The organism is Saccharopolyspora sp. NPDC045839 (assembly GCF_056431645.1).
On the sequence record NZ_JBWKKH010000004.1, the window covers coordinates 183805 to 210794 of the forward strand.

Genomic DNA, 26990 nt, shown 5'->3' on the forward strand with positions numbered 1-26990 from the left:
CGCCGAAGGTCGGGGAACAAACCCACTGGATCCAGCCCTGCGGCTGATGAGGAATCACCCGGTGCCTGCCTCGGTGTTTCCTCGACGAGGACTTCGAATCAAGTGGGCCGTGTTCCATTGTAGCCGCGATGCGGGGGTGCGGTTCCGCTGCAAGGCGGAGTCCGCGCGTCCCGCGATGTGCTAGGAGACCGGAAGATCAGGCGTTGTGCCTGGTTGCGGCCGCCGTCGCGGCACCGACGATGCCCGCGTCGTTGCGGAGCGCCGCGGCGACGACCGGTGTGCGTGTCTCCAGCCGCGGAATCCACTTGTGCCCCTTCTTGCTGACCCCGCCACCGGCGATGATCAGGTCGGGCCAGAGGAACTTCTCCAGTCCCTGGATGTAGTTGCTGACCCGCGGCGCCCACTCCTCGTAGGTCAGCTCCAGGTCGTCCTTGACGGAGGCCGCGGCCTGCGTCTCCGCATCGTGGCCGTCCACCTCGATGTGCCCGAACTCGGTGTTGGGCACCAGCTTTCCGTCGATGAACATCGCGCTGCCGATACCGGTGCCGAAGGTCAGCACCACCACCAGGCCGCGGTGCCCGGCGCCGGCCCCGGAGCGCATCTCGGCGGTGCCGGCCGCGTCCGCGTCGTTGAGCACCAGCACGTCGTCCCGGGTGCGGCCGAGCCGCTCGGCGAACAGCTCCTGGGCGTCGGTACCGATCCAGCCCTTGTCGACGTTCGCCGCGGTGAGCGCGGTGCCGTCCTTGATCACGCAGGGCAGGGTGATGCCGACCGGGCCGGTCCAGGCGAACTTCTCGACGATCTCCGCCACGGCGTCCGCCACGGCGGACGGGGTCGAGGGCTGCGGGGTGGGGATCCGCATCCGCTCCTCGGCCAGCACACCACCGTCGATGTCGACCGGACATCCCTTGATGCCGGACCCGCCGATGTCCACGCCGAAACCGCGGGCAGTCGCCATGGCTGAATCCTTCCTATTCGATTCAGATGAAGGTGTGCAGACCTTAACCGGGTTGTGTTGCGATGTGTACGTGGGATTGGCAGCAGAAGTAGACCCGAAAGCCTTGTGCCAGGTAGCGGTGCGGATCGCCCGCGAAGCCGCGGAACTGGCGCGCACGGTGCGTGACGAAGCAGTCACCGATGGTGCGGTAGACACGAAGAGTACCGAGACGGACGTCGTCACCGCAGGTGATCGCGCGGTGGAGCGGCTCGTGCGGGAACGGCTGGCGGAGTTGCGCCCCGGTGAATCGGTGCTGGGGGAGGAGGAAGGCGGCGAAGGCGCGCTGGACGGGCTGCGCTGGGTCGTGGACCCGATCGACGGCACGGTCAACTACCTGTACGGCTTCCCCTGGTACTCGGTGTCGCTGGCCGCGCAGCTCGACGGGGTTTCGGTGGCGGGCGCGGTGGTGGAGCCCGTGTCCGGCCGGGTGTGGAGCGCCGCCGCCGGGCACGGCGCGTTCCTGGACGGCCGCCGGCTCCGGGTCTCGGCCGCCGACCGGCTCGAACTGTCGCTGATCGGCACCGGGTTCGCCTACGCGGTGGAGCGCCGCACGGCGCAGGCCGAGGTGCTCGGCCGGCTGCTGGGCCAGGTGCGCGACATCCGGCGGGCCGGGGTGGCGTCGCTGGACCTGTGCGCGGTCGGCGCGGGCTGGCTGGACGGCATGTTCGAGGTCGGGCTCAACCGGTGGGACTGGGCGGCGGGCGCGCTGGTCGCCGCCGAGGCCGGCGCCCGGCTGCGGCTGCCCCAGCAGGGGTCGGCGGACGGGCTGGGCGACGGGATGATCGTCTGCGCCGCACCGGGCATCGCCGGTGAGCTGACCGAAGCGCTGCTCCGCGCGGACGCCGGCTGCGTCTGAGAGCGGCCCTGAGGCGCGAAGGGCGCCTGCGACCGGTGTGGTCGCAGGCGCCCTTCGCGCGTCGTCAGCAGTGCACTTCGCGGGCCTTGTTGAGGAGATCGTTGCTGATCTGCGGCGGGGTCACCTCTTGGTGGGCGCCGTCCTGGTGGTCCCGCTGGGGCACCCAGTTCTCCAGCTCCTGGAGCACCTGCTTGGCCTCCGAGGTGGTCTTGATGTCCTTGAAGTCCGCCCCCAGTGCGAGGTCGACGGAGGCGTCCTGGCGTTCGTCGCGCACCAGCTGGGCGCACGGCGCGATCAGGCTCAGCGTCCGCGCCGCGCTCACCCCGGCGCCGCCGAAGCGGATCTGGCCGTGGCACTTCAGGTCGTAGTTGACGTAGACCGGGTCGTTGTCCGCGCCGCCCTTGGCGAAGCCGAGGCTGGCGAGCTCGTCGCTGACCAGCGACGCCTGCCGGGCCTCGCCGTTGCCGTTGAGCACCCGCACCTGCACGTCCTGCTGCGGGATCGGGTTGGTCGAGTCGAGCGCGTTGCGCGGCAGCATCGACCCCAGCGGAACCGGCTCCGGCGCGGCGCCGCCCTGCGGCGCGGCCGTCGGCGTGCTGGGCGGATTGCAGGTCGTCGCCGCCTCGATGTCCTGCACCGAGTCGAAGACCCGGGTCCACAGCAGGCCCGACAGCAGCACGAGCGCGACCAGCACCACCAGGGCGGGCACCGGCCGACGCCGTCGGTACCGGGCTCGTCGACCCGACCTTGCACTCACGGCTGACACGTCCCGCTCCTCCCTGGATGCTTCGACCAGCGTGCGCCCGTCTTCACTAGATCAGCCTAGGCGCACAACCGGCGCCGTGCGGCGCTGGACGCCCCCACCATGTCGGAGCCGTCCGCGACGGGCCGCTGAATCGATGCCGAACGGCGAACTTCCTGGGCACCGCTTCGCGAGGCGGGGTGCCGGGCAACCGAAGAAGGCGACCGGGCGGCATCCGGTGATTGATCTTCGGCGGTCGGCGGATGCAGCGAACACCACACCTATGGGTGACCTGATGCGTGCGCGTACTCGGCATGAGCTACCCTCTCGGCGCCTCACGGAGTGCCGGATGAGGCGAGTCGCTCATTACGGGGGAACTGAACGCGTTGCAGGGCGAGACCACGATCACTGCGCCAACGGGCACAAATCCTGGTCCTGGAACGTTTACCAGCGGCACACCATTGCAGTCTCCACTAACGCAGGGGTGAATCACGATGGCGACCGACTACGACGCTCCGCGCCGCGAGTCCGAAGACTTGGCAGAGGACTCGTTGGAGGAGCTGAAGGCGCGACGCAACGATGCGCAATCCGGCGTCGTCGACGAGGACGAAGGGGCGATCGCGGAGAACTTCGAATTGCCGGGCGCGGACCTGTCCGGCGAGGAGATGACCGTCAAGGTGCTCCCGAAGCAGGCTGACGAGTTCACCTGCTCGAGCTGCTTCCTCGTCCACCACCGCAGCCGGCTGGCCGAAACCCGCAACGGCCAGTTCGTCTGCCGCGACTGCGCCGCCTGATCCAGGCGGCCAGGAGTCGACGAGACCGGGAAGTGGCTGGGCACACGCTGACGGCGTGTGCCCAGTGTCTTTCACGGCTCCCCGCCGGCCGGTCGGACCTGCCCTCCGGCGGGGGAGCCGGGGATCAGGGCTTCTTCAGGGCGGCCATGAGCCGTTCGGGGCGGCGCGTGCTGATCACCCAGTACGGCGTGGGGTCGTCCGGGTCGTTCAGCCAGACCCGCACCGAGGTTCGGATCGACGACCGGTGCACCATGAACGCCGCCGGGTCCAGGTCCGGGCCGAGCGCCCGGCGCTGCTCGGCGGGGGTGATGACCTCCGCGTCCTCGACGAACCGCAGCGGCAGGTGCGCGTCGCCCACCCAGAGCTCGCCGTCGACGACCTCGATCTTGGTGCGACCCAGCCAGAGCGGGATCGCGATGGCCAGCGGGATGAGCACGGCGTAAGGCAGCCATGCGCGCACGCCCGGGTAGCCCATGTGCACCGTGGCGGCCATGATCGCGGCTCCGATGACCGGCAGCGGCCACGCCCACCAGGACGTGTACAACCGCTCGCGGAACACGGGACGTCCCTTCGAGTTCGCCTGACCGGGCATGTCCCCGGCGATGCTGGCCGCTTCTACGCTTTCCGACACGTCTTCAGGGTAGTCTCGCCGCCCGTGTCGAACGTGAAGGTCCTGCTGACCCGACTTGACCCCGATGTGCCGCTGCCCGCGTACGCGAAACCAGGCGACGCCGGCGCGGATCTGGTGACCACCAGCGACGTGGTGCTCGAACCCGGCGAACGCGTCGTGGTGGGCACCGGGATCGCGCTGGCCCTGCCGGAGGGCTACGCGGGCTTCGTGCACCCGCGCTCGGGCCTGGCGGCCAAGGCGGGGTTGAGCGTCGTCAACGCGCCCGGCACGGTGGATTCCGGGTACCGCGGTGAGGTCAAGGTCTGCCTGATCAATCATGATCGTGCACAACCGCTGTCGCTGCGGCGCGGCGACCGGATCGCCCAGCTCGTGGTGCAGAAGGTCGAGCACGCGGTGTTCGAGGAGGTCGACGAGCTGCCGGCGTCGCAGCGGGGTGCCGGGGGCTACGGGTCCACCGGCGGGCACGAGGTGCTGGCGGTCTCGGGGGCCGAGGCCGGTCACAGGACGGAGGTCTGAGGGGATGTTCGGGTGGGGCCGGAAACGGGGCGAACGTGAGGCCGCGGACGAGGCGCTGAACGCCGAGGAAGCGGAAGTCGTGGAGGGCGGCCCGTTCGACTCGAACGAGGCGCCCGACGACGAGGTCGAGCGGCTCGACCTCGGTTCGGTGCGGGTGCCGGTGCCCGAGGGCGGCCAGCTGCAGGTCGAGGTCGACCCGGCCGGGCCGGTGCGCGCCGTGCACTTGGTCACGCCGGTCGGCCGGCTGACCGTCAGCGCGTTCGCGGCGCCGCGCAGCAGCGGGCTGTGGACCGAGGTCAGCGCCGAACTCGCCGAGCAGCTGCGCAAGGACGGCGCCCGGGTGTACGCCGAAGAGGGCGACTGGGGCTCCGAGCTGGTGGCGGACTCGCCGAACGCGGTGCTGCGGTTCGTCGGGGTCGACGGGCCGCGCTGGCTGCTGCGCGGCGTCGCGGCCGGGCCGGCGGAGCACGCCGAGGAGTGCGCGAAGCTGCTGTACGCGGTCCTCGACGAGACCATCGTGGTCCGCGGCGACGACCCGCTGCCGGTGCGCACGCCGCTGCCGATCCAGCTGCCGGAAGCGATCCTGCGCCACATCCAGCAGGCCCAGAACAACGGCCAGCAGGGCTAGGGGAGTCGGCTCGGGCGCCGCCGGAGAACCGGGACGGCGTCCGAGGCGATTTCGGCGCAGCCGAGACCGGATCGGTTCGGGCGCGGGAATTTTTCGCTTTTCACCGGAAAGAACCAGTGCGAAGCCGAACACCCAGCGTGGCCGTGTTGATCAAGGTTTAGCCGATCGGGCGGGTCAAGTCGGTTATCCCGCCGGGCTCGCGACTACGCCGTTCTGGACGGCTACGCTGGGGGTGCACGGGCTTCGAGTCGAGCCCCGGAAGCGCACGGGAGCGCTAGATGAGCAAGACCGACGGCGGCTACTGGCGTCGCCTCGTACGCCGCTTGACCAGCGACGTCGCCGAGTTGGACGCCGATGACCTCTCGGAGCGGTCCCAAGCCGGCGGAGCCCAGCGCGCCAGCGACTGCCAGTGCGGGCAGGAGGCCGTGGTGCTCGGCCGGGTGCGCAGCGTGGGCCTGTGCCCGAAGGCGTCGGCACCGACGCTGGAAGCCGAGTTGTACGACGGCACCGAGGGCGTGACCCTGGTCTGGCTCGGGCGCCGCCGGATCGCCGGCATCGAACCCGGACGGATCATCAAGGCCCGGGGCCGGATCGCGGTCCGCGACGGCCGCAAGGTGCTTTACAACCCCTACTACGAGTTGCAGAACACCGCATGAGCGAACGCGACGCATCCGCCGCCGGGACACCAGCCCAGGACGCGGCCGACAACCAGCAGGACCCGACCGCGCAGCGGGCCGGCGATCCCGAGAAGACCCTGCTCGAACAGATGGGCGGCGTCAGCGGGCTGGCCTACTCCGCGGTCCCGATCGTGGTCTTCGTGCTGGTCAGCTCCTTCACCTCGCTGATGCCGGCGATCTGGTCGGCGATCGGTGTCGCGATCGCGATCGCGATCTTCCGGCTGGTGCGCAAGGAGCCGCTGCAGCCCGCCATCTCCGGCGTGCTCGGGGTGGCGGTGTGCTCGTTCATCGCCTACCGCTCGGGCGATGCCAAGGGCTTCTTCCTGCTGGGCATCTGGACGAGCCTGATCTACGGCGGCGTGTTCCTGGTGTCGGTGCTGGCCCGCTGGCCGCTGGTGGGCGTGGCCTGGTCGGCGCTGAACGGGCTGGGCTTCTCCTGGCGCAAGCAGCGCCGGGCGCTGCGCGGCTACGACCTGGCGACGCTGGCCTGGACCGTGGTGTTCGCGGCGAAGTACGTGGTGCAGCAGTGGCTGTACGACTCCGACCAGACCGGCTGGCTGGCGTTCGCGCGGATCGCGATGGGCTACCCGCTGACCGGCCTGGCGCTGATCGTCACGGTGTGGGCGATCCGCCGCGCTTCGAAGGTCGCCGAGCAGGAGAAAGCCGAAGCCCTGCCGGAGCCCGGAGCCGTCGACTCCAAGCCCTCGCTGGGCTGACCCCGCCAGGTTCGATCCCCGCCGCTTTCGCGCGAAAACGGCGCCCGTCGAGCCGGGAATACCTCAGTCGGTGGGTCGGCGGTCGTGGATGATCGCCCGGATCTGGTGCTCGACGTCCGCGATGGCCACGAACAGCATCTCGTCGCCGGCTTCCAGCGGGTCGTCGGCCTGCGGCACGATCACCCGGCCGCCGCGCAGGATGGTGACCAGCGCCGCGTCGGACGGCAGCTTCAGGTCGCGGACCCGGCGGCCCGCCAGCGGCGTGGAATCCGGCAGCGTGACCTCGACCAGGTTGGCCTGGCCCTGCCGCAGCGTCATCAGCCGCACCAGGTCGCCGACGTTGACCGCTTCCTCCACCATCGCGGCCAGCATCCGCGGCGTGGACACCGCGACGTCGACGCCCCACGCCTCGGTGAACAGCCACTCGTTGAGCGGGTCGTTGACGCGGGCCACCACGCGGCGCACCGCGAACTCGGTCTTCGACAGCAGCGACACCACCAGGTTGACCTTGTCGTCACCGGTGGCCGCGATGACCACGTCGCAGGACTCCAGTCCGGCTTCCTCCAGCGACGCCAGCTCGCAGGCGTCGGCGAGCATCCACTCGGCGCCGGGGATGTTCTTCGGGTGGTAGTTCTGGATGCTCCGCTCGATCAGCAGGACCTCGTGGTCGCCTTCGAGCAGCTCCCGTGCGATGGACTGGCCGACCGCGCCGGCGCCCGCGATCGCGATGCGCATTACTCGCTCTCCTCGGGTGTGCGGCGGGCCGCCGCCGTGACGTCGGTGACGGTGCCCGACAGCGCCGCCACGTAGACGGTGTCGTCGGCCTGGATGACGGTCTTGGCGTCCGGCAGCACGCCGTTGCCGAACCGCATGATGAACGCGACCCGGGCGCCGGTGGCGGATTCCAGCTCGGCGACCCGGCGGCCGACCCAGCCGTCGTCCAGCGGCAGCTGCAGGACCGCGACGGTGCCGGAGGGCTCGCGCCACGCGGTGGCGACGCCCTCGGGCAGCAGCATGCGCAGGAACCGGTCGGTCGTCCACGGCACGGTGGCCACCGTCGGAATGCCCAGCCGCTGGTAGACCTCGGCGCGCTTGGGGTCGTAGATGCGTGCCACGACGTGCTCGATGCCGAAGGTCTCGCGGGCGACCCTGGCCGAGACGATGTTGGAGTTGTCCCCGTTGGACACCGCGGCGAACGCGGTCGCCCGTTCGATCCCCGCCTCGACCAGGATGTCCCGGTCGAAGCCGTTGCCGGTGACCTGCTGGCCGCGGAAGTCCTTGCCCAGGCGGTGGAACGCCTGGGGGTTCTTGTCGACCACGGCCACGGTGTGATCGAGCCGTTGCAGGGCCGTGGCCAGGGAGGCCCCGACCCGGCCGCAGCCCATGATCACCACGTGCACGACCTTGTCTCCTCGCTGCGGGGGGTGTGGGGTTGCCGGCCACGACCTCGCGATCGTCTGCCGACCGTACCGGCACGGGCGCTGATCCGGTCCGGTTCGCGCCCATCGGTTCCGGGCTGGTGCACCGTACCGGGTGAGACGTCCCCGGGGGCAGGGCGGCGCGCAGGATGTGACCTGAGAGCAATTCCGGCAGCCAGGGTCGCCAGTCGACCCGCCTTTGCGCTTACGCTCTGTGCCGTGTCCAAGCTCGCAACCGCGGCGAAACGGTTGATCGTAGGTCGGCCGTTCCGCAGCGACCGCCTTTCGCACACGCTGCTGCCCAAGCGCATCGCCCTGCCGATTTTCTCGTCGGATGCGATGTCCAGCGTTGCGTACGCGCCTGAAGAGATCTTGTTGGTGCTCTCGGCGGCCGGTGTGTCGGCGTTCGCGGTGAGCCCGTGGATCGGGATCGTCGTCGCGCTCGTGATGATCACGGTGGTCGCCTCCTACCGGCAGAACGTGCGCGCCTACCCCTCCGGTGGCGGCGACTACGAGGTCGCCACCGTCAACCACGGTCGCCGGTTCGGCCTGGTGGTGGCCAGCGCCCTGCTGGTCGACTACATCCTCACCGTCGCGGTGTCGATCTCCTCGGCAGCGGCGAACATCGGATCGGTCATCCCGTTCGTGGCCGAGCACAAGGTGCTGTTCGCGGTCGGGGCGATCGCGCTGCTGACCGCGATGAACCTGCGCGGTGTCCGGGAGTCCGGATCGCTGTTCGCGGTCCCGGTCTACGCCTTCCTCATCGGCGTGCTCGGCATGATCGCCTGGGGGTTCTTCCAGTCGTTCGTGCTCGGCCGCGAGCTGCGCGCCGAGAGCGCGAGCTTCCAGATCCTGCCCGACGAGACCCAGATGGCCGGCGTGGCGTTCGTTTTCCTGGTGTTGCGGGCGTTCTCCTCAGGTAGCGCGGCGCTGACCGGTGTCGAGGCGATCAGCAACGGGGTACCGGCCTTCCGCAAGCCGAAGTCCCGCAACGCGGCGACCACGCTGGCGATGATGGGCGGTTTCGCCGTCGCGATGTTCCTGGGGCTGATCGTGCTGGCCCAGCTGACCGGTGCGGTCCTCGCCGAGGACCCGGCGCACCAGCTGATCGGCGCGCCGCCGGGCTACGAGCAGAAGACGTTGGTCGCCCAGCTCGCCGGAGCGGTGTTCACGGGCTTCGCGCCAGGCGTCTGGTATCTGGTGGCCTTCACCGGCCTGATCCTGGTGCTGGCCGCCAACACCGCGTTCAACGGCTTCCCGGTGCTGGGGTCGATCCTGGCGCAGGACCGGTTCCTGCCGCGCCAGCTGCACACCCGCGGCGACCGGCTGGCGTTCTCCAACGGCATCCTGTTCCTGGCCGCCGGGGCGATCATCCTGGTGTTCGCCTTCGAGGCCGAGGTGACCCGGCTGATCCAGCTCTACATCGTCGGCGTGTTCATGTCGTTCGTGCTCAGCCAGAGCGGCATGATCCGGCACTGGAACAGGTTGCTGCGCAAGGAAACCGATCCGCAGGCCCGGCGCCGGATGCGGCGCGCGCAGGCGATCAACTCCTTCGGCCTGTTCATGACGGCCAGCGTGCTGGTGATCGTGCTGATCACCAAGTTCACCCACGGCGCGTGGATCGCGATCGCCGCGATGGCCGCGATCTACGTGCTGATGACCGCGATCCGCCGGCACTACGACCGCGTCGCCGACGAGCTCAAGCAGCAGGAGGCGGACGCGGTTCTGCCGTCGCGCAACCACGCGCTGATCCTGGTCTCCAAGCTGCACCTGCCGACCATGCGCGCGATCGCCTACGCCCGCGCCACCCGGCCGGACGCGCTCGAGGGCGTCACCGTCAACGTGGACGACGAGGACACCCGCGAGCTGACGAAGCAGTGGGAGGCGGAGAATCTCCCGGTGCCGTTGAAGGTGCTGGAGTCGCCGTACCGGGAGATCACCCGGCCGGTGCTCGAATACGTCAAGCGGATCCGGCGGGACAGCCCCCGCGACGTGGTCACCGTGTTCATCCCCGAATACGTCGTCGGCCACTGGTGGGAGCAGCTGCTGCACAACCAGAGCGCGCTGCGGCTCAAGAGCCGCCTGCTGTTCCAGCCGGGCGTGATGGTCACCAGCGTGCCGTGGCAGCTGGAGTCGTCCGCGCGGGTCCGCCAGAAGCAGCTCACCTCGATGCCGGGCGCGGCCCGGCGCGGGCTGGGTACGAACGGGAAGGTGAACAGTGACCGAAAGGCCGGACTGGACAGGTAGGCGGCTGGAGGTCGAGATCGGGCCGGTCGCGCACGGCGGCCACTGCGTGGCCCGGCACGAGGGCCGGGTGGTGTTCGTCCGCCACGCGCTGCCCGGCGAGGTCGTCGTCGCGGAGGTCACGGAGGACGCCGGCGGCGGTTTCTGCCGCGCGGACGCGGTCGAGGTGCTGACCGCGGCGCCGGGGCGGGTCAGCCCGCCGTGCCCGATGGCGGACATGGCGCTCGGCCGCGACCGCTGCGGCGGCTGCGACTGGCAGCACGCCTCCGGCGAGGCGCAGCGGGAGCTGAAGGCCGCGGTGATCGCCGAGCAGCTGCAGCGGATCGCCGGGCTCGACTGGCCGGTCCGGGTGCGGGAACTGCCCGGCGGGCTGCTGCGCTGGCGCAGCCGCGCGCGGCTGGCGGTGGACCGCAAGGGCCGGGCGGGATTCCGCGCGCACCGCAGCCACCGGGTGATCCCGGTGGAGGACTGCCCGATCACCGTCGAGGGCGCGCTGGACGAGGTCACGAACCGCCGGTGGCGTCCGGGCGCGGAGCTGACGGTGGCCGCCGACGCCACCGGTGAAGTGCACGTCACGGCCGTGGACCACAAGCCGCAGCGGCGGCACGGGCGGGCCGTGGCCCGGCAGGTGCAGGGTGGCGGGGTGGCCCGCGAATCCGCCGGCGGCCGGTCCTTCGACGTCGCGGTGCAGGGCTTCTGGCAGGTGCACAAGGCCGCTCCGGACGTCTTCACCGAGGTCGTCGGGCGGCTGGCGGCGGCGCCGGCGGGCGGCGTGGCGTGGGACCTCTACGGCGGGGTCGGCCTGTTCGCGGCCGTGCTCGCCGAGCAGGTCGGGCCGGCGGGTTCGGTGGTGCTGGTCGAGTCGTCGAAGCGCGCGGTGGAGGACGCGGTGGCGAACCTGCGGGACCTGCCGCAGGTGTCGTTCCGGGCGGGCACGGTGGAGGCGGTGGCCACCGACGAGGGCCTGCAGGCGCCGGACGTCGTCGTGCTCGACCCGCCGCGCAAGGGCGCGGGCCGGGACGTGGTGGAGTCGGTGACTGCGCGCCGCCCGGCGCGGATCGTGCACGTGGCGTGCGATCCGGCGGCGCTGGCGCGGGACGTCGGCCTGTTCGCGGAGCGCGGTTACCGGATGACCGAGCTGGAGTCCTTCGACGCCTTCCCGATGACGCACCACATCGAATGCATCGCACTGCTGGAGCCGGATTCGCGCTGAGCCGGGTCGGGGCCGGAACGGATTCATGAGATGACGCAACGCGAACACGTGCCGGAGGTCCTCCCGGCCCCGCCCGCTTCCGGGACCGAGGTGCAGCCCGTCCCGGCACCGGGGACGACGGCGCCGGACGCCGTGCCAGGGCGTCGGGCGACCGCGTTTCTGTTGGCGGCGCTGGGAATCGTGCTGGTCCCGGCCGGTCTGCTGCTGCTCGGTTCGTCCACTGTGCCCGGTTGTTTCGCCGGGTGGGCCGCGGGCTGGATCGTGGTCGCCGCGGCGGCATGGCTGGCCGACTCCCGCACGCCGCGCCGCTGGCCGGGCTGGGCGCTGCTCGCAGCCGTGCCGCAGGCGATCGTCAACGTCATGTTCGGCGCGCCGATCGGTCTGGTCTCGCTGGTCGCCGCGATCGCCTCGCCCGCCCTGGCGGTCCTGGCGCACCGCCGGCTCGCCATGCTCGCGGAGGATCTCGCGGAGCTGGACGTCGAGATCCCGGTGCCGCTCGACGCGCCCGGCAGCGGGCGGTTGCTGATCGGCCGGGACCGGATCGTGCTCGACCGGACCGGCGGCGCCGGACGGGTCCGGCAGGCGCTGCCCCTGGCCGAGCTGGCCTTCGCGCAGGCAGGCGAGATCAGCGGGGAATCGGGCGGCTGGTGGCCGCTGCCCGGCGGCACCGGCATCCGCCTGCGCAGCGGCCCGGCGCTCCGACTGGTCGCCGGGCCGCAGCAGTGGGTGGTCCACGTCGCCGATCCGCAACTGGTCGCCGCGATCGTCCGGCGGCGCGCCACCGCGGCGTGGCCGCTGCGCACCGGGCCGCAGGACCTCGCCGCCTGGCACCGGCTGCGGGGCTGGGCCGCCGCTCGCACCACGACGGTGCGGGGCGGCAGCCGGGCGCAGGGCTACCCGTGGTTCCGGATCCTGCTCGGTGGCGTGCTGGCGGTGTTCGGCTCGATGCTGCTGACCACCGCGATCGGCCGGGGCATCGGCGACCCGGCGCTGTGGATCATCGCGGTGGTCGTGCTGGGTGCGGGCGCGTTCCTGGCCGTCGACTGGTTCCGGGTGCGGCGTCGCCTCGACCAGGCCGAACTGCACCAGTTGCCGCCCGGCAGCCCGCCCTGGGGAGACCTCCGCCCGGATCACGCCCCGCTGCCCGGGTGGCGGCCGTTCCTGCGGTGATGACCCCCACAGCGCTGGTCGCCGCCCGGTGAGCGGGGCGGAAAACCGTTCGCGCGGGGCCCGGGCGATCGCTCCGGCCGCATCGGGCGGTCCGCAGGGCACCGCTGACCCCAGCGATCCGGGGGAATGCGCAGGTGGTGCTCCGGGTAGCCGCGCGGTTGCGCACGGTGCCGCGCACCACGCCGGGCCGTCGGCAGCCCCCTCCGTAGACTGGGACGCGCTATGCATCGCGGCGGAGCCAGGCAGCCAGCCCGGCCCCGGCATGCGAATGAACCCGACCGGCACGACGAGTGAGGTGGAACGGTGACGCTGCTGGGGTCCGTGCACAGTCCGGCCGATGTCAAGCGCCTGACGCACCCTGAGCTGGCGCAACTGGCTTCGGAGATCAGGCGGTTCCTGATCGAGAAGGTGTCCCGCACCGGCGGGCACCTAGGGCCGAACCTGGGCGCGGTGGAACTGACCCTGGCCGTCCACCGGGTCTTCGATTCGCCGCAGGACGCCATCGTGTTCGACACCGGGCACCAGGCGTACGTGCACAAGATCATCACAGGTCGGCAGGACGGATTCGACCAGCTGCGCAAGCGCGATGGCCTCTCCGGCTACCCGTCGCGCACCGAGAGCGCCCACGACTTCGTGGAGAACAGCCACGCCTCCACCGCGCTGTCCTACGCCGACGGCCTGGCCCGCTCCTTCCAGCTCGGCGACAAGCCGCAGCACGCGGTGGCGATCGTCGGCGACGGCGCGCTCACCGGCGGCATGTGCTGGGAGGCGCTGAACAACATCGCCGCGGACCAGGAGCGTCCGGTCGTGATCGTGGTCAACGACAACGGCCGGTCCTACGCGCCGACGATCGGCGGCCTCGCCGAGCACCTCGCCGCGCTGCGGCTGAACCCCAGCTACGAGAAGGCGCTGGAGAGCGGCCGCCGCACGCTGCGCAACCTCCCGGTCGTCGGGCGCTCGCTCTACACCGGACTGCACGCGGCCAAGAGCGGCATCAAGGACGCGATCAGCCCGCAGGTGATGTTCTCCGACCTCGGCATCAAGTACCTGGGCCCGGTCGACGGCCACGACCTGCGCGCGATGGAGCACGCGCTGCAGATGGCCAGGTCCTTCGGCGGTCCGGTGATCGTGCACGCGGTGACCCGCAAGGGCAACGGGTTCGCGCCGGCCGAGAACGACCAGGCCGAGCAGATGCACCAGGTCAAGGTCATCGACCCGGAGACCGGGCTGCCGACCAAGCCGGCCCCGAAGAGCTGGACGGACGTCTACGCCGAGGAGCTGGTGCGCATCGGTGCCGAGCGCCCGGACGTGGTGGCCATCACCGCGGCGATGCTCGGCCCGACCGGGCTGAAGAAGTTCGCCGAGGCGTACCCGGACCGCTGCATCGACGTGGGCATCGCCGAGCAGCACGGCATGACCGCGGCGGCCGGGATGGCGATGGGCGGCCTGCACCCGGTGTTCGCGGTGTACTCGACGTTCCTGAACCGGGCGTTCGACCAGCTGCTGATGGACGTGGCGCTGCACAAGCAGCCGGTCACGGTCACGCTGGACCGCTCCGGCATCACCGGTGACGACGGCGCCAGCCACAACGGCATGTGGGACCTGTCGATCCTGGGCCTGATCCCGGGCATCCAGGTCGCCGCGCCGCGCGACGCCGTGACGCTGCGCGAGGAGCTGCGCGAGGCGGTCGCCGTCGACGACGGCCCGACCGTGATGCGGTTCTCCAAGGGCTCGGTGATCGAGGAGGTCCCGGCCGTGGAGCGGGTCGGTGGCGTCGACGTGCTGCGCCGCTCGGGGGCCGCGGACGACGTGCTGCTGGTGGCGGTCGGCGCGTTCGGCAAGCTGGCGGTCGCCGCGGCGGAGCGGCTCGCCGCGCAGGGCATCGGGGTGACCGTGGTCGACCCGCGCTGGGTGCTGCCGGTGCCGGAGCAGATCGTCGAGATGGCCGCGCAGCACCGGCTGGTGGTCACCCTGGAGGACTGCGGCCGGCACGGCGGGTTCGGCTGGGCGCTGGCCGCGGCGCTGCGCGACGCGGAGCTGGACGTGCCGCTGCGCGACCTGGCGGTGCCGAACCGCTTCCTGCCGCACTCCTCGCGCGAGGAGGTGCTGGCCGACCTCGGCCTCACCGAGCAGGACATCGCCCGCCGGATCACGGAGTGGGTCGCCAAGCGCGGCGACGGGCGCGTCCCGCTGCGGGTCGCGGCCGACTCGGACCGCCCGGAAGCCGCCAACGGCTGACCCGTCGGCGACCGACGCCTTCCGTCCTTGCCACAGATCAGCGGGTGTTGCCCAGACCGGGCAACACCCGCTGATCACTGTTCACGTCAGGGCTGACGCGCCAGGTGGTCGGAGAGGTTCCAGGAGCGCCAGCCCTCGTCGAACAGGTCCTCGGTGATCTCCGCGACGACCGGCCCGCGGGCCTCCGCCGGCAGGCCCTGCAGCGCGGGAAGCGCGTCCGCCGACAGCTTCTCCAGGTACTCCTGGTCGAGCTTGCCGGTCGCCTCGAAGCGGGCGATGTTGCGCTCGGCGATGAACGCGTCGGGGTTGAGCGCCGCCAGCCCGAGCAGCGCCGCCATCGCCGTGCCGACCACCGCGGCGGGCAGCCAGCCGGCCCGCAGCCGGGCGCCGGCTGCGATGACCAGCAGGTACACCACGCCCAGCCACAGCTCGCAGGACATCACCAGCAGGCGCATCACGGTGTAGCCGTAAGCGTCCTGGTAGGCCCACATGCGGATCAGCGCGGAGAACACGATGAGCAGCGTGAGCACCGCGAGCGCACCGCCCAGCCCGCGCAGCAGGTTGCGGTCGAACCCGGTGCTCTTGGGCGCCCAGCGCGCCGCGGCGCCGATGATCGGCAGGGTGAGGATCGTGACGAACGTCAGCTGCCAGAAGCCGCTGCGGGCGTAGCCCGCATAGGTCAGCTGCTCGGTGTGCTGAACGTGCTGCTCGCCGCCGAACATCGGAGTGCTCTGCACCGCGATGAACGCCGCGAACAGCACTACCAGCACGCCGATCGGCAGCGCCCATTCGAGCCGCCGCAGCGTCTTGACCTCACGGGTCGTCCCCGCCGGTTCCGGTGGGCGGAGCAGGGTGAAGGCGGCGCCCAGGGTGGCCGCCCCGAACACGACCAGCACGAACGTCCAGCGGAAGAAGGACTCCCCGTCGAGGCGCGGCAGCACGGCCGAGGCCAGCGCCGCGAAGTTCTCGTCGGCGCCGGCGAACAACGCGCCGAAGATCAGCAGCAGTAGAACCGTGACCGCCAGCGACGCCACTAGCCGCAGGCCGACTGCGCCGCGGCCGCGTTCGCGCACGCCCCGCACCGTCCAGGGCAAGGCTCGGAGGGCTGCTACCGGGATCGCGATGGCGGCCAGCCCGAACGCCCGTACGCTCCGCCCGCCGGTCACCGCGAGCACTCCGGCGACCCCGGCGGTCAGCACGCACCACGCCGTGAGCCAGTCCGCCGACCGGAAGGCGCACACCGACAGCAGCAGCAAGGCCACCACCGCCCAGCACACCTGTCCGATGTGGACTTTTCGTTCCGCCTTGCGGCCCACCAGGAACATCCCGGTGGCGATGGTCAGGCCGAGCAGCGGCCAGCCGATCCCGGGCCCGCCCAGCGGCACGAAGATCGCCGCAGCGGCGCCGCCGATCACCGCCGCGAGCAACGCCACGGGAGCGCCCGAGACCCCCGGCCGCGGCCAGAAGGCGTCGAACAGCGGCGGTGGTGGGGCGAACGGTGGATGGGGTGGCGGATAGGGAGTTCCCGCGGGCATCGGCAGCTGCGCCATCGGGGCCATCGGCACCGGAGCTCCCTGCACCGGTTGCATCGGCGGCAACGGCGCGCCCTGGGCGGCCGGGTGAGGACCCGGCTCGGGGGCTTCCGGAGCGGCGGACGGTCGATCGGGATCGCCCGCCGGCGCAGGCTGTTCATCCGGTTCGGTCGCGGTGTCCTCACCTGGTGCGGTTTCCGCGGACGAGCCGTCCGGGGTGTCGGGCTCGCCGGCCTGCCGCCCGTCCTCTTCGGGCGTCACCTCCCGCCCTGCGGCGTCATCCGGTTCCGGGCCTTGGTTCGGTTTGCCGGGCATGATCCTCCAGCGGTGCGTTGATCGCTTTTCCGTTGGACGCGCGACGGTCGAATCGGTTCACTGGATTTGCCGGATTTCGGGAGGATTTTCCCCTGGCCCCGGCCGAAGGCGTTGACGCCGGTCCGCTCGGCGGAACGGGCTCGCGACCGACCGGCCGGCCGTGCAGTCGCGCACGCCGTCCCGGCTCCGCCGCCGGGCTGTGGCAGGGTGAACAGGTGCGAATCCTGGTCGTCGAGGATGAGAAGCCGCTGGCCGATGCGATAGCTCGCGGGCTGCGGCGGGAAGGCATGGCCGTCGACGTCGCCTACGACGGCGAGAGCGGGCAGGAGAAGGCGTCGATCACCCGCTACGACGTGCTGGTGCTCGACCGCGATCTGCCGGGCATGTCGGGCGACGAGCTGTGCCGCCGGCTGGTGTCCTCCGGCGAGCTGACCCGGGTGCTGATGCTCACCGCCAGCGGCACCGTCGCCGACCGCGTCGCCGGGTTGTCCCTGGGCGCCGACGACTACCTGGCCAAGCCGTTCGCGTTCGCGGAGCTGATCGCCCGGGTCCGGGCGCTGGGGCGGCGGGCCACGCCGGCGCAGCCACCACTGCTCACCGCGCTGGAGCTGGAGCTGGATTCCGCGCGGCGCACCGTGCACCGGCGCAACGGCGAGGTGGAGCTGACTCGCAAGGAGTTCGGCGTGCTGGAGGTGCTGCTGTCGGCCTGCGGCGGCGTGGTTAGCTCCGAAGAACTGCTGGAACGGGTGTGGGACGAGAACGCCGACCCGTTCACCACGACGGTGCGGGTCACGATGATGACGCTGCGCAAGAAGCTGGGGGAGCCGGGCATCATCGAAACCGTGGTCGGCTCCGGCTACCGGGTGCCGTCCGCGGGCGGCGCCGAGCACGCCCGGGATTGAGCCGATGCGTGCGGCCGCCCGATCGATCACCCGCCGCGGTCCGGGGCTGCGAACCCGGCTGACGCTGCTGGCCACGGCCCTGGTCGCCGCGGTGAGCGGGCTGCTGCTGTGGCTGGGCTGGATGCTGGTCGGCAACGTGGTCGCCGCGGTGCCCCGGCTGCCCGCCGGGACGCTGGTCCGGGTGCACGGCGTGGACGTGCCCGCCGAGCTGCTGGGCGAGGCGCTGCGCGACTCCGCGCGGCAGCAGGTGTTGTTGATCGGCGGACTCGCCTTCGTAGCAGTGGTTCTGGCGGCCGCGCTGCTGGCGTGGACGGTGACCGCCCGGGTCCTGCGCCCGCTGCACGACGTGACTGCCGCGGCGCACCGGTTGTCCGCGGAGTCGTTGGACGAGCGGATCGCGCTGAGCGGCCCGCGCGATGAAGTCGCCCAGCTGGCCGACACCTTCGACGCGATGCTCGACCGGTTGCAGGCGGCGTTCGACTCGCAGCGCCGGTTCGTGGCCAACGCGAGTCACGAACTGCGCACGCCGTTGTCGGTCATCCGCACGGAACTCGACGTCACGCTGTCGGACCCGGACGCCGATGAGGCAGAGCTGCGGCGGATGGCCGATGTGGTCCGCGAAGCGACGGCCCGCGCGGAGCGGCTGGTGGAGGCGCTGCTGCTGTTGGCCCGCACCGAAGGCGTGGAGCTGGCGGTGCGGGAGCCGGTGGACCTCACGGAGCTCGTGGGTCGCGCGCTGCGCGCGGTGGAGCAGGAAGCGCGGGAGCGCGGGCTGCGCATCAAGTGCTGCGAGGAACCGGCTTTCGCCGTCGGCGATCCGGCGCTGCTGGAGCGCGTCGCGGGCAACCTGCTGGAGAACGCGGTGCGGCACAACGTGGATGGCGGCTGGGTGGAGATCAGCACCGGCAGCGATCCACAGTGGACGACGCTGCGGGTCGCGTCGTCCGGGCCGCGGATTCCCGAGGATCAGGTGGAATCGCTCTTCGAGCCCTTCCGCCGGGCCGGTGTCCAGCGCACGGCCCGCAACGGCGCGGGCCTGGGCCTGTCGATCGTCCAAGCGGCGGCGAAGGCCCACCACGGCCGGGTCCGGGCGGAATCCCTCCCGGGCGGCGGTCTCGCGGTAATGGTCCAGCTCCCCGCCGCGCCGTAGCGGTCGCGCACGCGCTCAGACGGCGATGCGATCTGCCACCGCCTGCTGGAAATGGGCGCACCGGGTGACGTCCTCGTGATCGCAGCCGAGGGCGCAGTCGATGAGTTCGAGGGACGCCTGCGCGGCGGCGATGCGGGAGCGGAGAGCCGCTGCCTCCTCCCGCAGGATGTCCCTTCGCTTCACGGGATCGCCGGTGCCGGCCAGCGAACGGATGGTGTCGAGGGAGAGCCCGGCCTCCTTGGCGCGCAGGATGACGGCGACGCGGGTGAGGTCGGCGGTGTCGTAGCGGCGGCGTCCGGCTGCGTCGCGTGCGGGGGCGAGGAGCCCCATGGCCTCCCAATGGCGCAGGACGTGCGTGGCCAGGCCGAAGCGACCGGCGAGGGCACCGATGCTCATCGGCTCGTGCTCGCTTGACTTCATGCCGACATTAAGACGCAGCCTGGTGCCCATGATCAAGCAATCGACGGACGACCTCATCGCACGGCTCGACGCGGCCGACCGGCTGCCGGGCGTCGCGGAACTTCGGGCCCTCTCCTACGACCTGCTCGGCGTCGGCCCCGGAAGGCCGGCGGTGGACGTCGGATGTGGTGCCGGGCGTGCCGTGGCAGAGCTGGCCGAACGAGGTGTGCGGGCCATCGGCGTGGACCCGGACGAGCGGATGATCGCCGTCGCTCGCGCCCGGTGGCCCGAGGCGGACTTCCGGATCGCCGGGGCGTGCGAACTGCCGCTGGCGGACGCCTCGGTGGACGGCTACCGGGCCGACAAGGTGTTCCACGAACTGGCCGAGCCGGCGCGGGCCCTGGCGGAAGCGCGCCGGGTTCTCGCACCTGGTGGGCGAATCGTGCTGCTGGGCCAGGACTGGGACGACATCCTCATCGACTCCGACGATCCGGTCCTCACCCGGACCATCGTGCACGCCCGTGCCGACCTGATCACCAGCCCACGCGCCGCCCGCCGCTACCGCAACCTGCTGCTGGACGCCGCGTTCGACGACGTGGCGGTCGAGGTGCGCACCAGCGTGTTCACCGGGAAGTCGATGCTGCCGATGCTCACCGGACTCGCCGCGGGAGCCCACTCCACCGGCGCCATCACGCGCGAGCAGGCGGACGGTTGGATGGCCGAGCAGCGTGCGCGGGCGGAGGCCGACCGGCTCTTCCTCGCGCTGCCGATGTTCGTGGCAGCGGCCGTCAAGCGAGCCGGGCCGGTGCCGGACGCTCGCGAGGCTCAGGGGTCATAGCCGGAGCGAGGCCACATCGAGTTCGAACGGGACCGGGCTGGCGGTGATCCGCGCGCTCCCGTGACCGGCCTTCGCGGTCGCGTCGCACGCGTAGCGATCGTTCTCGAGGCGGTAGGCGGCGAGCTCCACGGGGCCGCCGTGGTCCTGGGCGACGCTCCAGAAGTACGGGATGCCGGCTCGCTCGCAGGCCTGGAACTTCTCCTGCTGCTCGCTGGAGGTGTTGCCCGGAGACCAGATCTCGCCGATGAGCAGGACGTTCCCGGGCTGGAACGACGTGCCGACCGGCGGTGTGTCGAGAACGACGAAGTCGGGGATGAGGGCGGAGCGGTAGCTCGTGCTGATCTCGATCCCGATGCCACCGACCGCGTAGAGATCGGTTCGCCCGGCCGCGGTGATGGCCTGGTCGAAGAGCGAGATGATCCGCTTCTCGGCCCACTGGTGCTGCCCGGTCGGCGGCGGCGTCACGAGCCAGTACCCCTCGATGAGCTCCAGACGCGACCCGTCCTCCCGGGCGGGCAGCGCGTGCCAGTCGGCGATCGTGAACGGCCCCAGTTCGTGCCGGACAAGCGCGGTCACCGGCCATCACCTCTTCTCCGTCCGGCTCCATCATGGCAGAACACGGCACCCGAGCTCACGCACGCGAACGGGGCCGGGGCGAAACGCCCCGGCCCCGACGGCCGCGAATCGCCGATCAGGCAGGCACGGAGGCCACGCCCGGGGCGAGGAATCGCTTGCCGTTGATCTTCTCCGAGACGCCGGCCCGGTCCAGGTACGGCGTGATGCCGCCCAGCCAGAACGGCCAGCCCGCGCCGAGGAGCATGCACAGGTCGATGTCCTGCGCCTCGACGACCACGCCCTCGTCGAGCATGATCCGGATCTCCTCGGCCAGCGCGTTCAGCGCCCGGTCGCGGACCTGCTCGGACATCGACGGCTTGTCGCCCTGCTCCCACAGCGCCGCGACCTCGGGGTCCACGACCCGCCCGCCCGTCGCCCGACCGCCACCCCCCACGGAGGCGCTTTGCGCCGCTGACTGACTGGACTCGTCGGTGATCCACACCGCGGCCTTGCGCGCGTCGACGAACCGCTGCATGTTGTCGCTGAGTCCGAACCGGCCCGGGTAGGCTGCGTGCATCGTCTCGTTGACGTGCTGGGCGACCGCCGGGCCGACCAGCTGCAGCAGCACCATCGGGCTCATCGGCAGGCCGAGCGGCTCCAGCGCGTTGTCGGCCACCTCGAACGGCGTGCCCTCGTCGATGGTCGCGATGACCTCGCCCATGAACCGGGTCAGCAGCCGGTTCACCACGAACGCCGGCGCGTCCTTGACCAGCACGCACGACTTCTTCAGCTGCTTGCCGACCTTGAACGCGGTCGCCAGCGCCGCGTCGTCGGTCTGCTCGCCGCGCACGACCTCCAGCAGCGGCAGCACCGCGACCGGGTTGAAGAAGTGGAAGCCGACGACCCGCTCCGGGTTCTTCAGCTTCGAACCCATCTCGGTGATCGACAGCGACGAGGTGTTGGTGGCCAGGATCGCCTCGGGGGAGACGTGCTCCTCCAGCTCGGCGAACACCTGCTGCTTGACCGACATCTCCTCGAAGACGGCCTCGATGACGAAGTCGGCGTCGGCGAACGCCTTCTTGTCCAGCGAGCCGGTGACCAGCCCCTTGAGGCGGTTCACCGCGTCCGGCGACAGGCGGCCCTTGCCGGCGAGCTTGTCGATCTCGCCGTGGATGTAGGCCACGCCCCGGTCGATGCGCTCCTGGTCGATGTCGGTGATCACCACCGGCACCTCGAGGCGGCGCACGAACAGCAGCGCCAGCTGACCGGCCATCAGCCCGGCGCCGACCACGCCGACCTTGGTGACGTTGCGCGCCAGCGACTTGTCGGGCGCCCCGGCGGGCCGCTTGGCGCGCTTCTGCGTCAGGTCGAAGGAGTAGAGCCCCGAGCGCAGCTCGTCGGACATCAGCGCGTCGGCCAGCGCCTCGGTCTCGGCGGCGTAGCCGGCGTCCAGGTCGTTGCCGCGGGCCAGCTCGATCAGCTCGACGGCCTTGGTCACCGCGGGGGACGCGCCGTGGGTGCGCGCCTCGACGATGCCCTTGGCGCGGGCGACGGCGTCGTCCCAGGCCTTGCCGCGGTCGATCTCCGGGCGGGTCACGGCCTGCTCGCCGTTGATCACGCGGACCGCCCAGCGCAGCGACTCCTCCAGGAAGTCCGGGCTGTCCAGCAGCTCGTCGAAGATGCCCAGCTGACGGGCCTTCTTCGGGTTGAGCATCCGGTTCTGGCTGAGCGCGTTCTCGATGATCACCGTCACCGCGGCGTCCGGGCCGATCAGGTTCGGCAGCAGCTGGGTGCCGCCCCAACCCGGGAACAGGCCCAGGAAGCACTCCGGGAAGGCGATGGCGCCGGCGTTCGCCGCCACCGTCCGGTAGTGGCAGGACAGCGCCAGCTCCAGGCCGCCGCCGAGCGTCGCGCCGTTGACGAAGGCGAAGGTCGGGATCTTCGACTCGGTGAGCCGCCGGAACACGTCGTGCCCGGTCTGCGCGATCTGGTGGGCGTGCTTCCGCTCGGCGATCCGCCCGATGCCGGAGAGGTCCGCGCCCACGGCGAACACGAACGGCTTGCCGGTGACCGCGATGGCCGCGGGCTCGGCGGCGAACGCCTCGTCCAGCTCGGCGTTCAGGCTGGTCAGGCCGCCGGGGCCGAAGGTGGACGGCCGGGTGTGGTCGTGGCCGTTGTCGATGGTGATCAGCGCGAGCTTGCCGGCCAGGCCGGGCACGTCGACGAGCCGGGTGAACGCCTTGGTCACCACTTCGTCGGGGAACAGCGCCGCGAAGTCGTTGGTCACTGCGCGCCTCCAGCGTTGTAGTTCGGGTTCTCCCAGATGACCGTGCCGCCCATGCCGAAGCCGATGCACATGGTCGTGATGCCGTAGCGCACCTCGGGGCGCTCGGCGAAGTGCCGGGACAGCTGCGTCATCAGCCGCACGCCGGAGGAGGCCAGCGGGTGGCCGCAGGCGATCGCGCCGCCCCACGGGTTGACCCGCGGGTCGTCGTCGGCGATGCCGAAGTGCTCCAGGAAGGCCAGCACCTGGACCGCGAAGGCCTCGTTGATCTCGAACAGGCCGATGTCGTCGATGCTCAGCCCGGCTCGCTGCAGCGCCTTCTCGGTCGCGGGCACCGGCCCGACGCCCATGACCTCGGGCTCGACGCCGGCGAAGGAGTAGCCGACCAGCCGCATCCCGACCGGCAGGCCGAGCTCGGCCGCGGTGTCGGCGTCGGCCAGCAGGCAGCCCGTCGCGCCGTCGTTGAGGCCCGCGGCGTTGCCCGGGGTGACCCGGCCGTGCGGGCGGAACGGCGTCTTCAGGCCGCTCAGCGCCTCGACGGTGGTGCCCGGGCGCGGCGGCTCGTCGGTGGCGGCCAGGCCCCAGCCCTGCTCGGAGCGGGTGGACACCGGGACCAGGTCCGGGGTGATCTTCCCGGCCCGCAGCGCCTCGTCGTAGCGCTGCTGGCTCAGGACGGCGTAGGCGTCGGTGCGCTGCTTGGTCAGCGTCGGGTACCGGTCGTGCAGGTTCTCGGCGGTCGAGCCCATGATCAGCGCCGACGGGTCGACGATCTTGTCGGAGACGAAGCGCGGGTTGGGGTCGACGCCCTCGCCCATGGGGTGGTTGCCCATGTGCTCGACGCCGCCCGCGATCGCCACGTCGTAGGCGCCGAAGGCGATGCCGCTGGAAACGGTGGTCACGGCCGTCATGGCGCCGGCGCACATCCGGTCGATGGCGAAGCCGGGGACCGACTTGGGCAGCCCGGCCAGCAGCGCCGCGCTGCGGCCGATGGTCAGGCCCTGGTCGCCGATCTGGGTGGTGGCGGCGATGGCGACCTCGTCGATGCGCTCCGCGGGCAGTTCCGGGTGCCGGCGCAGCAGCTCCCGGATGACCTTGACGACCATGTCGTCGGCGCGGGTCTGGGCGTACTGGCCCTTCGAACCGGCCTTGCCGAACGGCGTGCGTACGCCGTCGACGAAGACCACGTCCCGAACCGCTGGGCGGCTGCGGCTGTCGGCGGGTGCCGACGCAGGTGCGGCCACGGCGTGCTCCTCACTGGCTTGGTGGATGGTGCTGGCCGGATCGTCGGTCGATTACCGGCCGGTAACCGCACTCTAGCGCTTATTACCCGTCGGTAACCACACGGGCTGACCGTGTCGGCTGTCTCACATTCTGATCAGCACTGCCGACCGCGACCAATCCGGGCAGACCCCGCGCGCCGGGCCCGGATCCGCCCGCGACAGGCGGCGCGGCGCGGCGCAGGCTGTGGGCATGAGCGAAACTTCTGAGCGCTACCGCGCGCTGGCCACCGAGTTCACCCGCCGCGTCGAGGCGGTGCCCGCCGGCGGGTGGTCGGCGCAGTCCCCGTGCGAGGGCTGGACCGCGTTGGACGTCCTGCGCCACGTCGTCGACGTGCACCGCGACATCCCCAGCTGGGCAGGGGAGGCGATCACCCTGGCGAAGGTCGTGGACGACGACCCGCTGGGGGCGTGGCTGGAGGCCCGCTACGCGGTCCAGGCGCTGCTCGACGACCCGCAACGGGCGGGCCGCGAGTACGAAGGGATGTTCGGGCGCACCACGGTCGAGGCGACGATCGACCGGTTCCTCTGCTTCGACCTGCTCGTGCACGGGTGGGACATCGCCAGGGCCACCGGGCAGGACGAGGCGCTGCCGGCGGACGAGGTCACCAGGGTTTTCGCCGATGCCCGCGCCCTCGGCGACAACATCCGGCACAAGAGCGTCTGCGGTCCTGAGGTGCCCATCGCCGAGAACGCATCCGAGCAGGACCGCATGCTCGCATTCCTCGGCCGCAATCCGTGAGCGGCGCCTCCCGGGTGGCGGTTCGGTGCGAACCGCCACCCGGCGGGCCTCAGTCGGCCGTTGCCGCGGGCGTCGCGTGGAGGGCCTTGCTCAGGTCCTCCACGGTGAGCTCGATCTGCCACTCGCGGGCGCCCTTGCCGCGCAGCAGCTCCGTCACGCCGGTGACGCTGCGGTCTTCCGGCGGGATCCAGCAGGTCCGCCGGACCAGATCGGGGAGCAGCAGGTTCTCCACCGGCAGGTGGTGGCGCTCGGCGATCTTCGACAGCGCCGAACGCGCCGCGGACAGCCGCGCCGCGGCGTCGGGATCCCGGTCGCTCCACCGGTTGGTCGGGGGTGGCCCGTCGTGCGGCGAAGCCGGGGCCGGCAGCTCGTCGTTCTCCAGCCGACGCGCCGCCCGCAGTGCCTGCAGCCACAGCGACGCCCGGCGCCGCTGCTGCCGCCCGCCGAACACCGGCAGGGCGACCAGGTCGGCCTCGGTCTTCGGATTGGCCTGTGCGGCTTGCACGATCGAGGAGTCCGGCAGCACGCGGCCCGGCGCGAGATCTCGGTCCCGGGCGACGGTGTCGCGGGCTTCCCACAGCGCTCGAACGGCGGCGAGCTGCCGGGGACTGCGCAGCCGGTGAATCCCGGACGTGCGACGCCACGGTTCGGCTCGCGGCGGTGCGGGTGCGGTGTTGCGGACCGCCTCGAACTCCTGGTGCGCCCAGTCCAGCTTCCCCTGTCGCTCCAGCTCGTCGCGCATCGCGTCGCGCAGGGCGATCAGCAGTTCCACGTCGAGGGCGGCGTACACCAGCCAGTCCTGGGGGAGCGGCCGGCGGGACCAGTCCGCCGCGCTGTGCCCCTTCTCCAGCCGGTAGCCCAGCATGCGTTCCACGAGCGTGCCCAGCGAGACCCGTTCGAACCCGGCGAGCCGACCGGCCAGCTCGGTGTCGAACAACCGCGCCGGTCGGAGGTCGAGCTCGGCCAGGCATGGCAGGTCCTGGGACGCCGCGTGCAGCACCCACTCCGTGTCGTCCAGCGCCGGCGGCAGCGGATCGAGCGCACCGTCCAGCGCGATCGGGTCCACGAGCACGGTCCCGGCACCCTCTCGGCGGAGTTGCACCAGGTAAGCGCGTTGCGAGTAGCGATAACCCGAAGCGCGCTCGGTGTCCACGGCGACCGGTCCGGTCCCCGCGGCGAGCGCGGTCGCGGCGGCTTTCAACGCGGCAGGCGTGTCCACCACCGGCGGCACGCCGTCGGTGGGTTCGGTCAACAACACCGGCTCCGGGCGGTCGGACCCGACGGTCTCGGGGCTTGCAGCTTCCACGGCTATCAGACCTTACGTGCTTCGGCCCGCGTCGTGGGGCTACTCCACCCGAGCTCGTCGGGTCGACCGCACCGGTGCAGGTGCGTCAGCGTCCGGTCACCGGATCACGCCGGCCCGCATGGCCAGCGCGACCATCTGCGCCCGGTCGCCGGTGCCCAGCTTGCGCCCTATCCGCGACAGGTGACTCTTCACCGTGAGCGCGGACAGGTTCAGCGCCTCGCCGATCTCCTTGTTGGAACGGCCGTCGGCCACCAACTGGAGCACCTCGACCTCGCGCCCGGACAGCTCGCGAGGCGTGTTGTCCGTTCCCGGCACGCGGGTACCGGCGGCAAGCACCGGCGCCACGCTGGGATCGGCGTACACGCCGCCATCGAGCACGCGACGCACGCCGTCGGTGACCACCATGGGCGAGGCCGACTTCAGCAGGTACGCCTGCGCACCTGCCTGGAAGGCGGCCCGGACCGCATACGGGTCATCGGACGAAGCGAGCACCACGATCCGTGGCCAGCCCTGGCTCCGGAGTTCGGTTACCAGCTCGATGCCGGTCCCGTCCGGGAGTCCGAGATCGAGAATTGCGAGGTCGCACGGACCGGTCGCCAGGGCGCGAGCCCTGGCTTCGGCCATGGATGCGGCCTCGTGCACCGTGCCGGCGCCCATCTGCAGCAACCGGGCGGCGATTGCCTCCCGGAGCAGCGGATGGTCGTCCACCACGAGCACCGTGAACAGCTCTTCCCGCGGGTGCGGGACCATGTTGGCCGGCAAAGCGCCGGCGGGCGTGGTTCGAGCGGCCTGACCTAAGCCGACGGCAGCCACGTCACTACCTCCCTGGAGTCGGTCGTGCCCCCCGACC

The 26990-nt window shown here is 71.7% G+C and carries 26 protein-coding genes; 14 read left to right on the plus strand and 12 right to left on the minus strand.

Going from position 1 to position 26990, the window contains the following annotated elements; translation table 11 throughout:
• Positions 1–196 precede the first annotated feature (196 nt).
• The gene (ppgK, locus tag AC07EQ_RS08185; RefSeq protein ID WP_358570069.1) at positions 197–958 is read right to left on the minus strand and encodes a polyphosphate--glucose phosphotransferase; all 762 of its coding nucleotides are present in this window, start codon (positions 956–958) and stop codon (positions 197–199) included.
• A gap of 64 nt (positions 959–1022) precedes the next feature.
• On the opposite strand from ppgK, the gene AC07EQ_RS08190 reads away from it, so the two are divergent.
• Positions 1023–1853 carry an inositol monophosphatase family protein gene (locus tag AC07EQ_RS08190; protein ID WP_478387314.1) on the plus strand — a complete coding sequence of 277 codons (831 nt, stop codon included), beginning with the start codon at positions 1023–1025 and terminating at the stop codon, positions 1851–1853.
• A 64-nt stretch (positions 1854–1917) separates the two neighbouring features.
• Here the strand turns inward: AC07EQ_RS08190 and cei are convergent, their stop codons facing one another.
• Positions 1918–2619, minus strand: coding sequence for an envelope integrity protein Cei (gene cei / locus AC07EQ_RS08195; protein ID WP_478387315.1), 702 nt, complete (start codon positions 2617–2619; stop codon positions 1918–1920).
• Positions 2620–3089: 470 nt separating this feature from the next.
• Here cei and AC07EQ_RS08200 point away from each other — a divergent pair, with 470 nt between their 5' ends.
• Positions 3090–3389: a DUF4193 domain-containing protein gene (locus tag AC07EQ_RS08200; RefSeq protein ID WP_093265014.1), complete on the plus strand. Its 300-nt coding sequence runs from the start codon at positions 3090–3092 to the stop codon at positions 3387–3389.
• A 124-nt stretch (positions 3390–3513) separates the two neighbouring features.
• On the opposite strand, the gene AC07EQ_RS08205 is transcribed toward AC07EQ_RS08200, so the two are convergent.
• The gene (locus AC07EQ_RS08205; RefSeq protein ID WP_478387316.1) at positions 3514–4020 is read right to left on the minus strand and encodes a DUF3093 domain-containing protein; all 507 of its coding nucleotides are present in this window, start codon (positions 4018–4020) and stop codon (positions 3514–3516) included.
• A 24-nt stretch (positions 4021–4044) separates the two neighbouring features.
• Between AC07EQ_RS08205 and dut the strand changes: the two genes are divergently transcribed.
• From dut to AC07EQ_RS08225, 4 genes are all read left to right on the plus strand, one after another.
• Complete coding sequence (dut, locus tag AC07EQ_RS08210; RefSeq protein WP_132482976.1) at positions 4045–4536, plus strand: dUTP diphosphatase; 492 nt, start codon at positions 4045–4047, stop codon at positions 4534–4536.
• A 4-nt stretch (positions 4537–4540) separates the two neighbouring features.
• On the plus strand, positions 4541–5164 hold the full coding sequence (locus AC07EQ_RS08215; protein WP_478387317.1) for a DUF3710 domain-containing protein: 624 nt from the start codon (positions 4541–4543) through the stop codon (positions 5162–5164).
• A 278-nt stretch (positions 5165–5442) separates the two neighbouring features.
• Complete coding sequence (locus AC07EQ_RS08220; protein WP_132482980.1) at positions 5443–5820, plus strand: OB-fold nucleic acid binding domain-containing protein; 378 nt, start codon at positions 5443–5445, stop codon at positions 5818–5820.
• Positions 5817–6557, plus strand: a complete 741-nt coding sequence (locus AC07EQ_RS08225; RefSeq protein ID WP_478387318.1) for a DUF3159 domain-containing protein — start codon at positions 5817–5819, stop codon at positions 6555–6557. The genes AC07EQ_RS08220 and AC07EQ_RS08225 overlap by 4 nt, the downstream gene beginning before the upstream one ends.
• Positions 6558–6620: 63 nt before the next feature.
• Here the strand turns inward: AC07EQ_RS08225 and AC07EQ_RS08230 are convergent, their stop codons facing one another.
• Entirely contained in the window at positions 6621–7292 is a 672-nt protein-coding gene (locus AC07EQ_RS08230; protein ID WP_478387319.1) for a potassium channel family protein, read from the minus strand.
• A complete protein-coding gene (locus AC07EQ_RS08235) occupies positions 7292–7957 on the minus strand; it encodes a potassium channel family protein (protein WP_452612818.1) in 666 nt (221 codons plus the stop codon). Before AC07EQ_RS08235 ends, AC07EQ_RS08230 begins: the two co-directional genes overlap by 1 nt.
• Before the next feature lie 237 nt (positions 7958–8194).
• On the opposite strand from AC07EQ_RS08235, the gene AC07EQ_RS08240 reads away from it, so the two are divergent.
• The 4 genes from AC07EQ_RS08240 (at position 8195) to dxs (ending at position 14840) form a co-directional block, all read left to right on the plus strand.
• Complete coding sequence (locus AC07EQ_RS08240; protein WP_478387320.1) at positions 8195–10222, plus strand: APC family permease; 2028 nt, start codon at positions 8195–8197, stop codon at positions 10220–10222.
• Positions 10194–11432: a class I SAM-dependent RNA methyltransferase gene (locus AC07EQ_RS08245; protein WP_478387321.1), complete on the plus strand. Its 1239-nt coding sequence runs from the start codon at positions 10194–10196 to the stop codon at positions 11430–11432. Before AC07EQ_RS08240 ends, AC07EQ_RS08245 begins: the two co-directional genes overlap by 29 nt.
• Positions 11433–11462: 30 nt before the next feature.
• Positions 11463–12602, plus strand: coding sequence for a hypothetical protein (locus tag AC07EQ_RS08250; RefSeq protein ID WP_478387322.1), 1140 nt, complete (start codon positions 11463–11465; stop codon positions 12600–12602).
• A 303-nt stretch (positions 12603–12905) separates the two neighbouring features.
• A complete protein-coding gene (gene dxs, locus AC07EQ_RS08255) occupies positions 12906–14840 on the plus strand; it encodes a 1-deoxy-D-xylulose-5-phosphate synthase (RefSeq protein WP_478387323.1) in 1935 nt (644 codons plus the stop codon).
• 86 nt (positions 14841–14926) lie between these two features.
• On the opposite strand, the gene AC07EQ_RS08260 is transcribed toward dxs, so the two are convergent.
• Positions 14927–16687: a DUF4153 domain-containing protein gene (locus AC07EQ_RS08260; protein WP_478387324.1), complete on the minus strand. Its 1761-nt coding sequence runs from the start codon at positions 16685–16687 to the stop codon at positions 14927–14929.
• Positions 16688–16902: 215 nt separating this feature from the next.
• Between AC07EQ_RS08260 and AC07EQ_RS08265 the strand changes: the two genes are divergently transcribed.
• Together AC07EQ_RS08265 and AC07EQ_RS08270 are read left to right on the plus strand one after the other, a co-directional pair.
• A complete protein-coding gene (locus AC07EQ_RS08265) occupies positions 16903–17589 on the plus strand; it encodes a response regulator transcription factor (protein WP_478387325.1) in 687 nt (228 codons plus the stop codon).
• 4 nt (positions 17590–17593) lie between these two features.
• Entirely contained in the window at positions 17594–18739 is a 1146-nt protein-coding gene (locus AC07EQ_RS08270) for a sensor histidine kinase (protein ID WP_478387326.1), read from the plus strand.
• Positions 18740–18754: 15 nt separating this feature from the next.
• Here the strand turns inward: AC07EQ_RS08270 and AC07EQ_RS08275 are convergent, their stop codons facing one another.
• On the minus strand, positions 18755–19159 hold the full coding sequence (locus AC07EQ_RS08275) for a MerR family transcriptional regulator (protein ID WP_478387327.1): 405 nt from the start codon (positions 19157–19159) through the stop codon (positions 18755–18757).
• A gap of 28 nt (positions 19160–19187) precedes the next feature.
• Here AC07EQ_RS08275 and AC07EQ_RS08280 point away from each other — a divergent pair, with 28 nt between their 5' ends.
• Positions 19188–19976, plus strand: coding sequence for a methyltransferase domain-containing protein (locus tag AC07EQ_RS08280; RefSeq protein WP_478387328.1), 789 nt, complete (start codon positions 19188–19190; stop codon positions 19974–19976).
• Here AC07EQ_RS08280 and AC07EQ_RS08285 read toward each other — a convergent pair.
• The 3 genes from AC07EQ_RS08285 to AC07EQ_RS08295 form a co-directional block, all read right to left on the minus strand.
• Entirely contained in the window at positions 19971–20552 is a 582-nt protein-coding gene (locus AC07EQ_RS08285; RefSeq protein WP_478387329.1) for a Uma2 family endonuclease, read from the minus strand. The genes AC07EQ_RS08280 and AC07EQ_RS08285 overlap by 6 nt on opposite strands.
• Before the next feature lie 115 nt (positions 20553–20667).
• Positions 20668–22818 (minus strand): 3-hydroxyacyl-CoA dehydrogenase NAD-binding domain-containing protein, encoded by a 2151-nt coding sequence (locus AC07EQ_RS08290; protein ID WP_478387330.1) that lies wholly within the window; start codon positions 22816–22818, stop codon positions 20668–20670.
• Complete coding sequence (locus tag AC07EQ_RS08295; protein ID WP_478387331.1) at positions 22815–24056, minus strand: thiolase family protein; 1242 nt, start codon at positions 24054–24056, stop codon at positions 22815–22817. Before AC07EQ_RS08295 ends, AC07EQ_RS08290 begins: the two co-directional genes overlap by 4 nt.
• A gap of 229 nt (positions 24057–24285) precedes the next feature.
• Here AC07EQ_RS08295 and AC07EQ_RS08300 point away from each other — a divergent pair, with 229 nt between their 5' ends.
• Positions 24286–24834 carry a TIGR03086 family metal-binding protein gene (locus AC07EQ_RS08300; protein WP_478387332.1) on the plus strand — a complete coding sequence of 183 codons (549 nt, stop codon included), beginning with the start codon at positions 24286–24288 and terminating at the stop codon, positions 24832–24834.
• A gap of 49 nt (positions 24835–24883) precedes the next feature.
• Here AC07EQ_RS08300 and AC07EQ_RS08305 read toward each other — a convergent pair whose 3' ends face one another.
• Positions 24884–26146, minus strand: coding sequence for an HRDC domain-containing protein (locus AC07EQ_RS08305; RefSeq protein WP_478387457.1), 1263 nt, complete (start codon positions 26144–26146; stop codon positions 24884–24886).
• 90 nt (positions 26147–26236) lie between these two features.
• On the minus strand, positions 26237–26953 hold the full coding sequence (locus tag AC07EQ_RS08310; RefSeq protein ID WP_093264979.1) for a response regulator: 717 nt from the start codon (positions 26951–26953) through the stop codon (positions 26237–26239).
• Between the last annotated feature and the right edge of the window lie 37 nt (positions 26954–26990).

Excerpts from the sequence above, each read along its gene's own strand:
- ppgK (WP_358570069.1), bottom strand. The coding sequence starts at position 958 with ATGGCGACTGCCCGCGGTTTCGGCGTGGACATCGGCGGGTCCGGCATC.
- AC07EQ_RS08200 (WP_093265014.1), top strand. The coding sequence starts at position 3,090 with ATGGCGACCGACTACGACGCTCCGCGCCGCGAGTCCGAAGACTTGGCA.
- AC07EQ_RS08215 (WP_478387317.1), top strand. The coding sequence starts at position 4,541 with ATGTTCGGGTGGGGCCGGAAACGGGGCGAACGTGAGGCCGCGGACGAG.
- AC07EQ_RS08220 (WP_132482980.1), top strand. The coding sequence starts at position 5,443 with ATGAGCAAGACCGACGGCGGCTACTGGCGTCGCCTCGTACGCCGCTTG.
- AC07EQ_RS08225 (WP_478387318.1), top strand. The coding sequence starts at position 5,817 with ATGAGCGAACGCGACGCATCCGCCGCCGGGACACCAGCCCAGGACGCG.
- AC07EQ_RS08230 (WP_478387319.1), bottom strand. The coding sequence starts at position 7,292 with ATGCGCATCGCGATCGCGGGCGCCGGCGCGGTCGGCCAGTCCATCGCA.
- AC07EQ_RS08250 (WP_478387322.1), top strand. The coding sequence starts at position 11,463 with ATGACGCAACGCGAACACGTGCCGGAGGTCCTCCCGGCCCCGCCCGCT.
- AC07EQ_RS08260 (WP_478387324.1), bottom strand. The coding sequence starts at position 16,687 with ATGCCCGGCAAACCGAACCAAGGCCCGGAACCGGATGACGCCGCAGGG.
- AC07EQ_RS08270 (WP_478387326.1), top strand. The coding sequence starts at position 17,594 with ATGCGTGCGGCCGCCCGATCGATCACCCGCCGCGGTCCGGGGCTGCGA.
- AC07EQ_RS08275 (WP_478387327.1), bottom strand. The coding sequence starts at position 19,159 with ATGAAGTCAAGCGAGCACGAGCCGATGAGCATCGGTGCCCTCGCCGGT.
- AC07EQ_RS08280 (WP_478387328.1), top strand. The coding sequence starts at position 19,188 with ATGATCAAGCAATCGACGGACGACCTCATCGCACGGCTCGACGCGGCC.
- AC07EQ_RS08300 (WP_478387332.1), top strand. The coding sequence starts at position 24,286 with ATGAGCGAAACTTCTGAGCGCTACCGCGCGCTGGCCACCGAGTTCACC.